This window comes from Mycobacterium vicinigordonae (assembly GCF_013466425.1).
In the GTDB taxonomy this organism is placed as follows: domain Bacteria; phylum Actinomycetota; class Actinomycetes; order Mycobacteriales; family Mycobacteriaceae; genus Mycobacterium; species Mycobacterium vicinigordonae.
Map to the genome: position 1 here is coordinate 1,364,006 of NZ_CP059165.1, position 13,464 is coordinate 1,377,469.

General features: G+C 68.2%; 13 protein-coding genes. 8 read left to right on the forward strand and 5 right to left on the reverse strand.

What is annotated here, in order from left to right; translation table 11 throughout:
* Window positions 1-176: 176 nt before the first annotated feature.
* Window positions 177-326, forward strand: a complete 150-nt coding sequence (locus tag H0P51_RS06030; protein WP_180917080.1) for a hypothetical protein — start codon at window positions 177-179, stop codon at window positions 324-326.
* A 420-nt stretch (window positions 327-746) separates the two neighbouring features.
* The gene (locus H0P51_RS06035) at window positions 747-1,646 is read left to right on the forward strand and encodes an alpha/beta fold hydrolase (RefSeq protein WP_180917081.1); all 900 of its coding nucleotides are present in this window, start codon (window positions 747-749) and stop codon (window positions 1,644-1,646) included.
* A gap of 180 nt (window positions 1,647-1,826) precedes the next feature.
* On the opposite strand, the gene satS is transcribed toward H0P51_RS06035, so the two are convergent.
* Both satS and H0P51_RS06045 read right to left on the reverse strand, forming a co-directional pair.
* On the reverse strand, window positions 1,827-3,143 hold the full coding sequence (gene satS / locus H0P51_RS06040; protein ID WP_180917082.1) for a protein export chaperone SatS: 1,317 nt from the start codon (window positions 3,141-3,143) through the stop codon (window positions 1,827-1,829).
* 33 nt (window positions 3,144-3,176) lie between these two features.
* Window positions 3,177-4,040, reverse strand: coding sequence for an alkaline phosphatase family protein (locus H0P51_RS06045; RefSeq protein WP_180917083.1), 864 nt, complete (start codon window positions 4,038-4,040; stop codon window positions 3,177-3,179).
* 93 nt (window positions 4,041-4,133) lie between these two features.
* Between H0P51_RS06045 and upp the strand changes: the two genes are divergently transcribed.
* A complete protein-coding gene (gene upp, locus H0P51_RS06050) occupies window positions 4,134-4,757 on the forward strand; it encodes a uracil phosphoribosyltransferase (protein ID WP_180917084.1) in 624 nt (207 codons plus the stop codon).
* Window positions 4,758-4,761: 4 nt separating this feature from the next.
* Here the strand turns inward: upp and H0P51_RS06055 are convergent, their stop codons facing one another.
* Window positions 4,762-6,324, reverse strand: a complete 1,563-nt coding sequence (locus H0P51_RS06055) for a phospho-sugar mutase (protein ID WP_180917085.1) — start codon at window positions 6,322-6,324, stop codon at window positions 4,762-4,764.
* Window positions 6,321-7,100 (reverse strand): purine-nucleoside phosphorylase, encoded by a 780-nt coding sequence (locus H0P51_RS06060; RefSeq protein WP_425489017.1) that lies wholly within the window; start codon window positions 7,098-7,100, stop codon window positions 6,321-6,323. Before H0P51_RS06060 ends, H0P51_RS06055 begins: the two co-directional genes overlap by 4 nt.
* A 76-nt stretch (window positions 7,101-7,176) precedes the next feature.
* Here H0P51_RS06060 and H0P51_RS06065 point away from each other — a divergent pair, with 76 nt between their 5' ends.
* From H0P51_RS06065 to H0P51_RS06080, 4 genes are all read left to right on the forward strand, one after another.
* On the forward strand, window positions 7,177-7,854 hold the full coding sequence (locus H0P51_RS06065) for a cutinase family protein (protein WP_180917087.1): 678 nt from the start codon (window positions 7,177-7,179) through the stop codon (window positions 7,852-7,854).
* A 41-nt stretch (window positions 7,855-7,895) separates the two neighbouring features.
* Window positions 7,896-9,074: a M20 family metallopeptidase gene (locus tag H0P51_RS06070; RefSeq protein ID WP_180917088.1), complete on the forward strand. Its 1,179-nt coding sequence runs from the start codon at window positions 7,896-7,898 to the stop codon at window positions 9,072-9,074.
* Window positions 9,071-10,240, forward strand: coding sequence for a M20 family metallopeptidase (locus H0P51_RS06075; protein WP_180917089.1), 1,170 nt, complete (start codon window positions 9,071-9,073; stop codon window positions 10,238-10,240). The genes H0P51_RS06070 and H0P51_RS06075 overlap by 4 nt, the downstream gene beginning before the upstream one ends.
* A gap of 156 nt (window positions 10,241-10,396) precedes the next feature.
* Window positions 10,397-11,302: a PDDEXK family nuclease gene (locus H0P51_RS06080; RefSeq protein ID WP_180917090.1), complete on the forward strand. Its 906-nt coding sequence runs from the start codon at window positions 10,397-10,399 to the stop codon at window positions 11,300-11,302.
* 87 nt (window positions 11,303-11,389) lie between these two features.
* Here the strand turns inward: H0P51_RS06080 and H0P51_RS06085 are convergent, their stop codons facing one another.
* On the reverse strand, window positions 11,390-11,869 hold the full coding sequence (locus tag H0P51_RS06085; RefSeq protein WP_180917091.1) for a gamma-glutamylcyclotransferase family protein: 480 nt from the start codon (window positions 11,867-11,869) through the stop codon (window positions 11,390-11,392).
* 156 nt (window positions 11,870-12,025) lie between these two features.
* Here H0P51_RS06085 and H0P51_RS06090 point away from each other — a divergent pair, with 156 nt between their 5' ends.
* Window positions 12,026-13,441: an NAD(P)H-quinone dehydrogenase gene (locus H0P51_RS06090; RefSeq protein ID WP_180917092.1), complete on the forward strand. Its 1,416-nt coding sequence runs from the start codon at window positions 12,026-12,028 to the stop codon at window positions 13,439-13,441.
* Window positions 13,442-13,464: the final 23 nt, after the last annotated feature.

Here is a 13,464-nt window from a genome sequence, read left to right on the forward strand (position 1 = left end):
TGCCAGTTGGAGTGGCAGTTCTCGGCAAAAGTACGTACGCGTGTCAAATAGCCCTGCGCAAACGTACGACCCCCCCACAGGGGGGATTTACGCGTTCCTACCGATGATTGGTGCCTCGGTAAATAGGAAAGTCGATGCAGCCAAGATTTGGCCGCAATTTTCCGAAGGACCCAGACATGAAGCACCTGATTCGCGCTGCCTCGACTCTCGGCCGCACCGCCGACCTGTACGTGTACCGCAACCGGCCGCAGATCCGGACCGACCACGCGGCCCGTTACGCATTTCTCGAGAGCTCTTCGATGGCGCGCGCAATGGATCGGCTCTAGCGGACCAGCCGCACCCGGAGGGTGCCATGACCGACATCGACTTTGCCCTGGGCTGGGAGTTCATCGACCTCGAGGAGGGCGTGCCCCGGCAGTTACGGTTTCGGACCGAATGGACTCCTTCAGGCGACGGTGAGTCAGTCGACATCACCGGCCAGCTCGTCGCCGTCGTCGCCGACAGCAGTCGCCACGACCTAGGCCATGCCATCCCGATCAGCCAGCCCGGTGTCCTTCATGCCCACGTCGAACAAGCCCTCGTCGGGTGGCAGACCTGGGCGATGATAGGCAGCACCAGGGTCAACCTCGACCAAATTCGCCGGCGCATCTCGTCGGCAGGCCTTGCCCCTAGCGAGGCACTCCCAAGCCGCGGCTCAGTAGGATCGGGCGGTTCCACCGCGCAGCCCAGTAGGGGAGCCAGCCGCAATGCTGCCGCAGCGAATCCGCTCCGACGAGGCCGACCTCGTCACCCTGCCCGACGGGCGCGTGCTGGCCTGTCTGGACTGGGGTGAGCCGGCCGGCTATCCGGCGTTCTACTTTCATGGCACTCCGAGTTGCCGCTTGGAGGCCGTATTCGCCGACGCCGCCGCCCGCCGACACGGATTCCGGTTGATCGCCGTCGATCGTCCCGGCTTCGGGCGTTCCACCTTTCAGCGTGGCCGCCGGTTCCGCGACTGGCCCGCCGATGTGTGTGCGCTGGCCGATGCCCTGGACTTGACCACGTTCGGCGTGCTGGGGCATTCGGGGGCCGGACCGCATCTGTTTGCCTGCGGCGCGTTCATCCCGCACTCTCGGTTGACATTCATTGGCGCGCTCGGGCCGTGGGGGCCATTGGTGACGCCGGAGATCATGCACGGTCTCAGCGGCGCCGACCGGCTCTACGCGCGGCTGGCGCGTTTTGGACCGGGGGCGTTTCATGCTGCCTATGTCCCGTTCGGCTGGGGCGCGAGATACGCACCCGGATTCTTTGCCAAGGTGGTGACGGTATCGCTGCCCGATACCGACCTGCAGCACGTACGCGATGAGCTGTTCCTGCGGCACTTTCGTGCCATCCAGCTCGAGGCGTTCCGGCAGGGTGGTCGCGGTGGGGCGCACGAGACGTTCCTCGAATACCGGCCGTGGGGATTCGGGGTCGACGAGGTCTCCGTGCCCACCCACATCTGGCAGGGCGACCGGGACACCTTCATCCCGCGCGTTATCGGTGAATATCTCCAACGCGTCGTCCCCGACGTCGACCTGAACTGGGCCCGTGGAAAAGGGCACTTCAACATCGAGGACTGGGACGCGGTACTGGCGGCGTGCGCCGCCGACGTCGGACTTGGATAGTTAGCCCGCCCGATTCGGCAATCACGTGGTGCGTCGCCGGGTAGTGGTCGGCCGTCGCCAGGCGGGCCGGCGGCGGTTTGGCGGCCTCGGCGGTTGTGGTTGTGTCGGTGGCGACGCGGGTGACGCGGATGCGGCGGCGACGGGCCACCAAGGCGCAGCGCTCTGCCCAGGTTATAACCGCTACTCGCGTCGCAACCGGCTCTCGACGAACGCCTCCAGCTTCTCCCACGCCCGCACCGCGGCGGAATACGGGCCGTCGGGTTTGCTCACCGAATCCGGCTCCAACACATAGGCGATCAACTTGCCTAGCGGCTTGCTGGTCTCCAGCGCCTTGTCGACGGTGCTCTCCTCCGAGTAGTCGCCGATGTCACGGAGCAGTTCAACGGCCAGGTCAAGCTGCTCGCGGTCCACTGCCTCGGGGCCGTCGGTGAAGTCGTCGGCCAGCCCGCTGAGTACGTAGACATTCTCGTCGGTGATGTCGACCTTCAGCGAGCCGTCGGTCGCGGCGGTGCGGATGTCGTCGTAGGTGCTCAGATCCGACAGGTCGTGGTCGTGCTCGTCGGCGAGGTAGCGCGCCAGCGCCCGCTCGGAGCTGAACACGCTGATCCGGCCGTTGCGGCCCAGGAAGATCGGACGGTCGTCGAAGTAGCAGCGCAACGTGTAGAACGTGCCCGAACTCGTCATGATGCGGATCGGGTCGATGCCCACCTGCGCCCAGAAGTCCTCGTCGCTGCCCAGCACGACGGTGTCGCCCGCGGCGCGGCCTTCCTCGTTCTCTTCCTCGCCGTCCTCGGCGGACTCGTCGGCTTCGTCGGCCGTATCGCCTTCCGCCGCGGCCTCGTCGTCTTTCTCGTCGGCTTCGTCGGCCGACTCTTCCTCGGGTTCCTCGGGTTCTTCGATCTCCTCTTCGAGTTCTTCGGCAGCTTTGGCCGACAGGTCCTCGTCGACCTCGGGGCCCACGACGATGTCGTCGAGGGCCTTGAGCACGTCGTCCCAGCTGCGGGCGATCACCTCGGCGATCGCCTCCCAGCGTTTGCGGCCGGCCTTACCGGTGAAGTTGTCGATCCCGCCGGACACCGTGCCCAGATTCGGGTTGCCGTTGAAGAATTTCGAGATCGCCGGCAATTCGCATACCGAGCCGATCGACGACACGATCGCCAGCGCGCCGGCCAGCGCCTTCACCGATTCCTCGGTCGGCTTATCGGCCACCAACTCCTCGACGGCGACCAGGTCGAAACGCTTGTCCTCGGCGGGCTCGAACTTGCGGGCGTGTGTCTCGGTGATGCCCTGCCAGCCCGGGTGGTCGGTCAGGTCATTGTCGTCGTTGCTGCGCACGAACGCGACCAGGTCCGAAACGTTCTCAAAGGCGTACAGGTCGTCGTCCTTGCCCAGGAACGCCTCCCATTCATCCCCGGAGTCGCGCCAGCGCGGCGCCCACAGCGTGTAAAGGTCGCCCTCGGACAGGCTCAGGCGGATGGGCACGAGGTCAGCAGCCATGCGGCACACAATAGCGACCCGCTGCGTCGGCGCTTATCCGCCCCAAATAGTCGCGATCGGGGCAGCATTGGCCGCTAAACCCGTTTTGGGCAGTCCGTACATCTCCTCCAGGGTGGCCAGCACGTTGTAGTGGCTGATGGTCTCGTTGTAGCTGCCGGGCTGGATGTGAGCGCCGTAGAACACCGTCGGGATCTGGTTGCGCTGGCCGCCGTCGTCCTCGTCCCACGTCACGATCAGCAGACTGTTATTAGCCCTGGCCCAGTTGGCGTACGCCGACATCCGGCTGTTCAGCCAGGCATCGCCCTGGGCAATTGACCCGTCGTGCATGTTGTTGTCGTTGTTCGGGATGACGAACGATACGGTGGGCAGCGACGCATAGTTGGCCGGCTGCGGGAAGGCCGAGAACGGCACCGACACCCCCGGCGGCACATTGCTGAAGTTGACCCACGGCACGTGCTTGCGCGCATACTTGCCCGCGCTGCAGGCCGTCGAACCCACCGCCGGAAGGTCTTCCGAATAGCCCCCGAAGGTGCGGCCCGCGGCCAGCAGTTCGGTCGCCAGATTCGGCTGGGCGCCGACCTCGACCGGGCAGCTGTCCTTCTTCAACCCGAACGTGCTGCCGGCGAACAGCGCCAGATAGTTGGGCTCGCTGGGATGGGTCTCGGCGAACGACTGCGCCATCATCGCCCCGCCGGCGGCCAGCGCGTTGATAAACGGCGCTGCCTGATTGCCGATGATATTGGCCTGAGAGCGGTTCTCTTCCACCACGATCACCACGTGCGCGTAGGTCGGCAGGACGGCCGCCGCCAACGCTGACCGAGGTGTCGGCAGCACGACTGCACCCACTGCCGTCAGGGCGCAAAATGCCCTGATCAGATGCCTTTTCAGCCGCCGCATGCCGGGAGTATATGGGGCGGTCGCAGCACCCAAAGGGACTCGATCACGCGTGTCAGCGGGCCTGAACCGGATTGTTATATAAGGTCACTCCCCGTGGAGGTGCACGTCGTTGACCACCCGCTGGCGGCGGTCCGGCTGACCGCGCTGCGCGACGAGCGCGCCGACAACGCCACCTTCCGGGCAGCGCTGCGGGAGTTGACGCTGATGCTGGTCTACGAAGCGACCCGGGACGCGGGGATCGAGCCGGTGTCGATCCGTACGCCCCTGACCGCGACGACGGGTGCGCAGCTGACCGAGCTGCCGCTGCTGGTTCCGGTGCTGCGGGCCGGGCTGGGCATGGTTGACGCCGCGCTGGCGGCACTGCCGGGCGCCGCCGTCGGGTTCGTCGGGGTGGCCCGCAACGAACAGACCCACCAGCCCGAGCCGTACCTTGCGTCGCTGCCCGAGGACCTGTCTGCGCAGCCCGCGGTGATCCTGGACCCGATGCTGGCCACCGGGGGATCGATGACACACACTGTGCGTCTGCTGCAGGAGCGCGGCGCGACGAGCATCACCGCGTTGTGCGTGGTGGCGGCGCCGGAGGGCATCGCCGCGTTGCGGGAGGCGGCGCCGGGCGCGCGGTTGTTCACCGCGGCCGTCGACGACGGACTCAACGAGATCGCCTACATCGTGCCCGGACTCGGCGACGCCGGCGACCGTCAATTCGGGCCGCGCTGATCGGTCACCAGTGCGCGATCTCGGCTTTCAGCTGGTCGCGCAGCTCTTTGGCGCGCTGCCGAGCGGTGCTTAAATCTTCTGTCGGTTTGCAGCGAATCTCCAAGTAGCACTTCAGCTTTGGTTCGGTTCCCGACGGCCGCACCACCACCCTGGCCGAGGTATTTTGGTCGCCTCCAGCGTAGATCAGGGCGTCGTCGCTGTCGGTGACTCTCATCGGGAGGCCGGCCAGTCGGGCCGGCGGTGCCTGGCGCAGTCGTCGCATCACAGCGGCGGCTTCTTCGGCGTTGGCGACCCGGCGCGACACCGCGCCGACCTCGTGCACGCCGTAACGGCGGGCCAGGTCGTCGAGCGCGTCGAGCACGGTGCGGCCCCGCTGCTGCAGCGAAACCACCAGGTCGCAGCACAGCACCGCCGCACTGATACCGTCCTTATCCCGCACCGCGGCCGGGTCGACACAGTGCCCGATCGCCTCTTCGTAGGCGTAGACCAGGCTTCCGGGGTGCTCGCCGTCAGCGCGGGCCAGCCACTTGAACCCGGTGGGTGTCTCGACGTGCATCGCGCCGTGATGGTGAGCGATCGCGGCAAGCATGCGCGAGGACACCACCGTGCTGGCCACCGTGCGCCTACCCGTTGCCGGCTGCGAAAGGATGTAATCGCCTAGCAGCCAACCGGTTTCGTCGCCGGACAGCATTCGCCAACCGGATCCCGTCGGTATGCCGACGGCGCACCGGTCGGCATCGGGATCCAGCGCGATCGCGATGTCGGCGTCGACGTCGGCGGCCAGGGTCAACAGCGCGTCGGTAGCCCCTGGCTCCTCCGGGTTGGGAAAGTCGACCGTGGGGAAATCGGGGTCCGGCGTGAATTGCGTTGTGACCGTGTGCACGTCGTCGAAACCGGCCCGACGCAGCGTCTGCACGGCAACCGCGCCACCCACCCCGTGCATGGGAGTCAATGCCACCCGCAGCCCGCCGGCGCCGCGGCGTACCCCCGCCGCGCGACGGATGTACCGCTCCAGCAGGTCGGTCTCGGCGGGTTGCACTGGGATGCGCGGGATTTCGTCGGCAGGAGGAGCCGCGGGGATCGCGGCCTCGATCTGTCGGTCGGTCGGGGAAACGATCTGCAGGCCGCCCTGCAGATAGACCTTGTAACCATTGTCGGTCGCGGGGTTGTGTGAGGCCGTAATCTGAATCCCAGCGACCGCGCCGGTCGCGCGCACCGCGAAGGCGACTACCGGCGTAGGCACCGGTCCCGGGTATAGCAGCACTGAAAACCCTTGGGCAGCAAGCGCTTCGGCGGCAGCAGTGGCGAACATGGCCGAACCGTGCCGGGCGTCGCGTCCGACGATTACCGAGCCCGCACCGATTACCTGCGCCAAAGCCCAGGTGGCCCGCAACACCACCGCGATGTTCATCGCGTCCGGACCGCCCCGCACCGGCCCGCGCAGGCCCGCAGTGCCAAAGGTCAACGGACGCGCGAACCGGGCGGCCAGTTCGTGCAGATCCAGCGCCGCCAGCTCGGCGGCCGTCGTGGGGTCGGGGTCGTGGGCGATCCAGTCCTCGGGCCTCACTGGAACCGGGCGATCACGTCAGCAAGCAGCGACCCCATCGCGGCGGCGGACGCGGCCCCCGTGGCAAGCACCTCGGCGTGGCTCAGCGGCTGGCCGGTGATGCCGGCGGCCAGGTTCGTCACCAAAGAAACTGCTAGCACCTCGGCGCCGGCCGCCCGGGCAGCGATCGTCTCGTGCACCGTCGACATGCCCACCAGGTCGGCGCCCAGCGTCTGCAGCATCCGGATCTCGGCCGGCGTCTCGTAGTGCGGCCCGGGCAGCGCGGCGTAAACGCCTTCGGCCAGTTCCGCGTCACTCTCGCGGGCCAACGCGCGTAACCGCGGCGAATACGCGTCGGTCAGATCGACGAATTGCGCCCCCACCAGCGGAGAGCGCGCGGTCAGGTTCAAGTGGTCGCTGATCAGCACCGGCTGACCGACCCGCAGGTCCGCACGCAGCCCGCCCGCGGCGTTGGTAAGCACCACGATCCGTGCCCCCGCCGCGCACGCCGTCCGGACTGGATGTACCACGTGCTGCAGGTCATAGCCCTCGTAGGCGTGAATCCGCCCGGCCAGCACCAGCACCCGGTGCGCGCCGACCGGCACCGACAGCAGCTCACCGAGGTGCCCGGCCGCGGCGGGTGGGGCAAATCCGGGGACGTCGGCCTGCGCCAGCACCGCGGTCGGGGAGCCCAGCGCGGCCACCGCGGGTGACCACCCCGACCCCAGGACCACGGCGACGTCGTGCCTGCCGATGCCGGTGCGTTCGGCGACGACGGCGGCCGCGCGCGCCGCCATCTCGTCGGGGTGGGGCGCCACGTTGGTCACATTGGGCGAGCCTAGCTCGTCGCGCCCCCGAAACTGCGGGTGTGTGATGATCGGCCCTGTGAGACTTCGTAAATCGCCTCCTGCCGTGGTGGCCGCCGTCGTGTTCGCAGCCTTCGCAGCGCTCGGGATCGTGCCGCTGCCCAAAGCGACCGCCGACGACTGCCCGGACGTCGAACTCGTCTTCGCCCGCGGAACCGCTGAACCGCCTGGCATGGGGCGCGTTGGCGACGCGCTGATGGCAGCGCTCGGCCCCGCACTGGGTGGCCGCAGTCTGGGCGCCTACCCGGTCAACTATGCGGCCAGCTACAACTTCCTGACCACGGGCGATGCAGCCAACGACGCAGGCAGTCACATTGCCTGGATGGCAGAGCAATGCCCCAACACCCGGATCGCGCTCGGCGGCTTCTCGCAAGGCGCTGCCGCGATATCGATGCTGGCCGGTGTGCCGCCGCTGGGCGAGCGGATCGGTACCTTCGGCTCGGCTCCACCGCTGGACCCCGCGCTGGTCGGCCGCGTTGCTGCGGTCGCGGTGTTCGGCAATCCAGGCAACCGGTTCGGCACCCCGCTGTCGACGGCGGGAGCGTTCGCCGGCCGCGCGATCGACCTGTGTAGCGAGGGCGATCCGGTCTGCGTCGTCGGCGGTCGTGACCGTGAGGCGCATCATGCCTACGAGGTACCGCCCTGGCCCGGGCAGGCGGCACAGTTCATCGCCGCACGGGTGTGACGGGCGCTCGGCATCCCAGGCGGCGGTGAGATACTGCGAAGATGCCCGTAGCACTGGACCGCGTCGAAGATCTGGTGCGACGGCGTGGCAGTGACCTGATAGAGCTGTCCCACGCCATCCACGCCGAACCCGAGGTGGCGTTCGCCGAACACCGCAGCTGCGCCAAGGCCAAAGAGCTGGTGGCCCAGCGCGGTTTTGCGATCACCCCGGTTGCGGGTCTGGACACGGCGTTTCGCGCCGACTACGGCAGCGGGCCGCTGGTCGTTGGGGTGTGCGCCGAATACGACGCACTGCCCGAGATCGGCCACGCCTGCGGCCACAACATCATCGCGTCCACCGGGGTGGGGACCGCGCTGGCGCTGGCCGAAGTCGCCGACGAACTCGGCCTGACGGTGGCCCTGCTGGGCACCCCGGCCGAGGAGTCCGGCGGCGGCAAGGCGCTGATGCTGCGGGCCGGAACGTTCGACGACGTCGCACTTTCCGTGATGGCGCATCCCGGACCCACCGACATCGCCGGCGCGCGGTCGCTGGCGCTGACCGAAGTCACCGTGCACTACCGGGGCAAAGAATCGCACGCCGCCGTCGCACCGCATCTGGGGATCAACGCCGCCGACGCAGTGACCGTCGCGCAGGTGGCGATCGGGGTGCTGCGCCAGCAGCTGGCGCCCGGCCAGCTCGTGCACGGCATCGTCACCGACGGCGGCCAGGCGGTCAACGTGATTCCCGGGCAGGCAACACTGCAGTACGCGATGCGCGCGATCGAGTCCGATTCGCTGCGTGAGCTCGAGGGCAGGGTGTACGCGTGCTTCGCCGCCGCGGCGCTGGCCGCTGGCTGCGAATACGAGATCGACCCGGCCGGGCCGGGTTATGCCGAGCTGAAGCCCGATCAATGGATGGTCGACGTTTTTCGTGAGGAGATGCGCCGGCTGGGCCGCGAGCCGCTGGCCGCCGCGGTGGAGGTGGGCCTGCCGATGGGCAGCACCGACATGGGCAACCTGACACAGGTGATGCCCGGTATACATCCGGTGATCGGCGTCGACGCCGGCGGGGCCACGGTGCACCAGCGCGCCTTCGCTGCGGCGGCCGCCGGGCCCAGCGCCGACCGGGCCGTGATCGACGGAGCGATCATGCTGGCACGCACGGTCGTCGCGCTGGCCTGCGAGCCCGACCAGCGGGATCGGGTGCTGACCGCGCAGGAACGTCGAGGGTCGCTCGGATGAGCCTCATCGACACAGCCGAATCCTGGTTGGCCACCCACTGCGACGACCTGGTCGCCTGGCGTAGGCACATCCACCGCTATCCCGAGCTCGGCCGCCAGGAATTCGCCACCACGCAATTCGTCGCCGAGCGGTTGGCCGACGCCGGGCTCAATCCCAAGGTGATGCCCGGAGGAACCGGCCTGACCTGTGATTTCGGGCCTGAGCACCAGCCGCGGATCGCGCTGCGAGCCGATATGGACGCACTGCCGATGGCCGAGCTGACCGGTGCGCCGTACGCATCGACGATGCCCAACATCGCGCATGCGTGCGGGCACGATGCCCACACCGCGATACTGCTGGGCACCGCGCTCGCGCTGGCGTCGGTGCCCGAACTGCCGGTCGGGGTGCGGCTTATCTTCCAGGCAGCCGAGGAGCTGATGCCCGGAGGTGCGATCGACGCGATCGCGGCCGGCGCACTGACCGGGGTGTCGCGGATCTTCGCACTGCACTGCGACCCCCGGTTGGAAGTGGGCAAGGTGGCGGTGCGACTGGGACCCATCACATCGGCCGCCGACCAAGTCGAGATCACGCTGCAGTCGCCCGGCGGGCACACCTCGCGCCCGCACCTGACGGCCGACTTGGTCTACGGGCTTGGCACGCTGATCACCGGCCTGCCCGGGGTGCTGTCGCGCCGGATCGACCCCCGCAACAGCACCGTGCTGGTGTGGGGTGCGGTCAATGCCGGAAATGCGCCCAATGCGATTCCGCAGTCCGGGGTGCTGGCCGGCACCGTGCGCACCGCGAGCCGTCAGACCTGGTTCGACCTGGAAGGAATCATCCGGGAGAGTGTCACGGGCCTGTTGTCGCCGCTGGCCATCGAGCACACCTTGCAGTACCGACGCGGGGTGCCGCCGGTGGTTAACGAGGATCTCTCCACGCGCATTCTCACCCACGCCATCGAAGCGGTCGGCCCCGACGTGCTGGCCGATACCCGCCAGTCCGGCGGCGGCGAGGACTTCTCCTGGTACCTCGAAGAAATCCCGGGCGCGATGGCCCGGCTTGGCGTGTGGTCGGGGGAGGGTCCGCAGTTGGACCTGCACCAGCCGACGTTCGACCTCGACGAGCGTGCGTTGGCGATTGGTGTGCGGGTGATGGTCAACATCATCGAGCAGTCCGCGTCGTTCTAATTCCGGCCTTCGCCTTTGGCACTTGTGCCGAGCGCCCTCTTGTGTCTTGTGCCGAGCGCCCTCTTAAGTGCGGTAAAACGCCTCTGCGACCGGCATTTTGAGGGCGCTCGCGCGTGTGAATTGTGAGCGCGTCGCGTGTTGCCGAAGATTGGCCGCGTGCGCGCCGAACTCTGTCAGCTGCTTAACCAGCAGGGTGGCGTGGTTACCGCCGCTCAAGCCTTGAGCGTCCTGAGCCGCCGCAACTTGGAGACCTGCATCCGGCGCGGCGAGCTGCGAAGGATCTGGCGCGGCGTCTACGGCAGCGGGCGAGACACCACCACGTTGCGGCTGCGTGGGCTCGACCTGCTGGCGGGCACTACGGTCGCAACGTGTTTACACACCGCGGCCGCCGCCTACGGATTCGACACTGAAAGCGATGCCGACCTGCATGTGCTCAACCCCGGCTGCGGGCACCTGCACTCGGCACCCGGGCTGGTAGTACACCGACGCGAAGGTGCGCCGCTGACGGCAATTCGCGGCCGGCCGACCACGACGCCCGCCTGGACGGCGATCGAGGTGGCGCGCGGCCTGCGCCGGCCGCGCGCGCTGGCCACCCTGGACGCGGCGCTGCGCAGCGGTACCTGCAGCCGCGACGAGCTTGCCGCGGCCGTCGAGCTGCAGGCCGGCCGTCGAGGTATTCGCACCGCACGGGAGCTGCTTGTGCTGGCATCGCCGTTGGCCGAGTCGCCGATGGAGAGCGAGGCCCGGCTGGTGATGATCGACGGCGGATTGCCGGAACCGGTGCTGCAATACAAGGTCGTCGACCTGAACGGACGCCTTTGGCGGGTCGACTTCGCCTGGCCCGAGTGTCGCGTCGTGGCCGAGTACGACGGCGTCGACTCGCACCGCAGTGCCGAGGCGTTCAAATACGATCGGCTGCGAACCGCGTCGTTGCAAGATCTGGGATTGGTTGTCGTTGCGATGGTGGCCGAGGACGTCCGATTCGAACCCTGGCATCTCGTGAGCCGGCTCAGGACACGATTGGACTATGGTCGGGCCGCAGGGCCAGCGCGAGCGTCCTGAAAATGCCGTCGAAAACCGGATTTCACCGTACATACGGGGACGCTCGGCGACAGAGATATACGTAAGGCGCTCGGCGCAAGGGATCAGCTATGCGCTGGGGCCCGGGCCAATGTTGCGGGCCGGGCGGGTGCGAATGTCGTGCACGTATTCGGCAGGAGCGCCTGCGATTTCGGCGGCATCGGCCATCACCCCGAGGTAGCGCGCCGACGGTAGTCCGCCTTCCCAAGCGTCGAGTACATACAGCCACGCCAGCACTGGGTCGATGTCGGTGTCCGACGCCTCCCGCTCCACCCGACAGCGGATCTTCTTGTGCACACCGAACTCAGAGCCCTCCCAGCGGTCCAGGTTCATCTCGTCCGCCGGCGTCATGTCGTAGAGCACTACGAACACCCGCGAACCGGGATCCTGGACGACAGTGGCCAGCGCGCCTTCCCATCCGATGTCCTCGCCGCCGAACGTCAGCCGCCAGCCCGGCAACCAGCCCGTTCCGGCCATCGGGGAGTGCGGTGCACGCTTGAGCATCTGCTCGGGATGCATGTTCGAGCCGTACGCGGCGTAGAGCGGCACGGGGAAAGCTTAAACGCCGCGCGCTCACGCGGCGTCAACCGTCACGCCAAGCGGGGTGGGACTGCGAACCGCATGGTCGCCAAGCGGGGTGGGACTGCTTGGCTTCTCCTCGGTTCGCGCTGCGAACCGCATCGTCGCCAAGCTAGGTTTGAGGCCGTGGTGACGCGCATCGTGATCCTCGGTGGAGGCCCGGCCGGATACGAGGCAGCCCTAGTGGCCGCCAACGCACACCCCGACTCGGTGGAAGTCACCGTGATCGACTCCGAAGGCATCGGTGGCGCCGCCGTACTCGACGACTGCGTCCCATCCAAAACGTTCATCGCATCGACCTGGCTGCGCACCGAGCTGCGCCGGGCGCCGCGGCTGGGCTTCGACATCGACATCGACGACGCCAAGATCTCGCTGCCGCAGATCCACACCCGGGTCAGGAAGCTGGCCGCTGAGCAGTCGGCCGACATCGCCGCCCAGTTGCGCGCCGTGGGGGTGCGGCTGATCGCGGCTCGCGGCGAGCTGATCGACCCCGCCCCCGGCCTGGCGCGACACCGCATCAAAGCAACCGCCGCAGACGGCACCACCACCGAGCACGATGCCGACGTGGTGCTGATCGCCACCGGCGCCAGCCCGCGGGTGCTGCCGTCGGCCCAGCCGGACGGCGAGCGCATCCTGACCTGGCGGCAGCTCTACGACCTCGAAGAGTTGCCCGAACACCTGATAGTGGTGGGCTCGGGGGTCACCGGCGCCGAATTCGTGCACGCCTACACCGAATTGGGGGTGCCCGTGACGGTGGCCGCCAGTCGCGACCGGGTGCTGCCCTACGAGGATGCCGACGCCGCCGCGGTGCTGGAGGAGTCGTTCGCCGAACGCGGCGTCCAGCTGTTCAAGAACGCGCGCGCGGAGTCGGTAACCCGCACCGACACCGGTGTCCTGGTGACGATGACCGACGGCCGCACCGTCGAGGGCAGCCACGCCCTGATGACCATCGGTTCGGTCCCCAACACCAGCGGCCTGGGCCTAGAGCGGGTCGGCATCGAGCTGGGCCCGGGCGACTACCTCAAGGTGGACCGGGTGTCGCGGACGTCGGTCCCCGGCATCTACGCCGCCGGAGACTGCACCGGCCTGCTGCTACTGGCCTCGGTCGCGGCGATGCAGGGCCGCATCGCGATGTACCACGCGCTCGGCGAGGGTGTCAGCCCGATCCGACTGCGTACTGTCGCGGCGACGGTGTTCACCCGGCCCGAGATCGCGGCCGTCGGCGTCCCGCAGTCGGCGATCGACGACGGCGAGTTCAGCGCCCGGACCATCATGCTGCCGCTGCACACCAACGCGCGGGCGAAGATGTCGGGGCTGCGCCAGGGCTTCGTCAAGATCTTCTGCCGCAAATCCACCGGCGTGGTTATTGGCGGCGTGGTGGTGGCCCCGATCGCCTCCGAGCTGATCCTGCCCATCGCGGTGGCCGTCACCAACCGCATCACCGTCAACGAATTGGCCCAGACGTTGGCCGTTTACCCCTCGTTGTCCGGGTCCATCACCGAGGCCGCCCGTCGTTTAATGGCGCACGACGACCTGGACTGACTAGCCTTGGGCGAGCGCCTACC

What these genes read in the sequence shown, in the direction of transcription:
- H0P51_RS06030 (WP_180917080.1), top strand. Translation starts at nt 177, where the DNA reads ATGAAGCACCTGATTCGCGCTGCCTCGACTCTCGGCCGCACCGCCGAC.
- H0P51_RS06035 (WP_180917081.1), top strand. Translation starts at nt 747, where the DNA reads ATGCTGCCGCAGCGAATCCGCTCCGACGAGGCCGACCTCGTCACCCTG.
- satS (WP_180917082.1), bottom strand. Translation starts at nt 3,143, where the DNA reads ATGGCTGCTGACCTCGTGCCCATCCGCCTGAGCCTGTCCGAGGGCGAC.
- H0P51_RS06045 (WP_180917083.1), bottom strand. Translation starts at nt 4,040, where the DNA reads ATGCGGCGGCTGAAAAGGCATCTGATCAGGGCATTTTGCGCCCTGACG.
- H0P51_RS06060 (WP_425489017.1), bottom strand. Translation starts at nt 7,100, where the DNA reads ATGGCGGCGCGCGCGGCCGCCGTCGTCGCCGAACGCACCGGCATCGGC.
- H0P51_RS06065 (WP_180917087.1), top strand. Translation starts at nt 7,177, where the DNA reads ATGATCGGCCCTGTGAGACTTCGTAAATCGCCTCCTGCCGTGGTGGCC.
- H0P51_RS06070 (WP_180917088.1), top strand. Translation starts at nt 7,896, where the DNA reads ATGCCCGTAGCACTGGACCGCGTCGAAGATCTGGTGCGACGGCGTGGC.
- H0P51_RS06075 (WP_180917089.1), top strand. Translation starts at nt 9,071, where the DNA reads ATGAGCCTCATCGACACAGCCGAATCCTGGTTGGCCACCCACTGCGAC.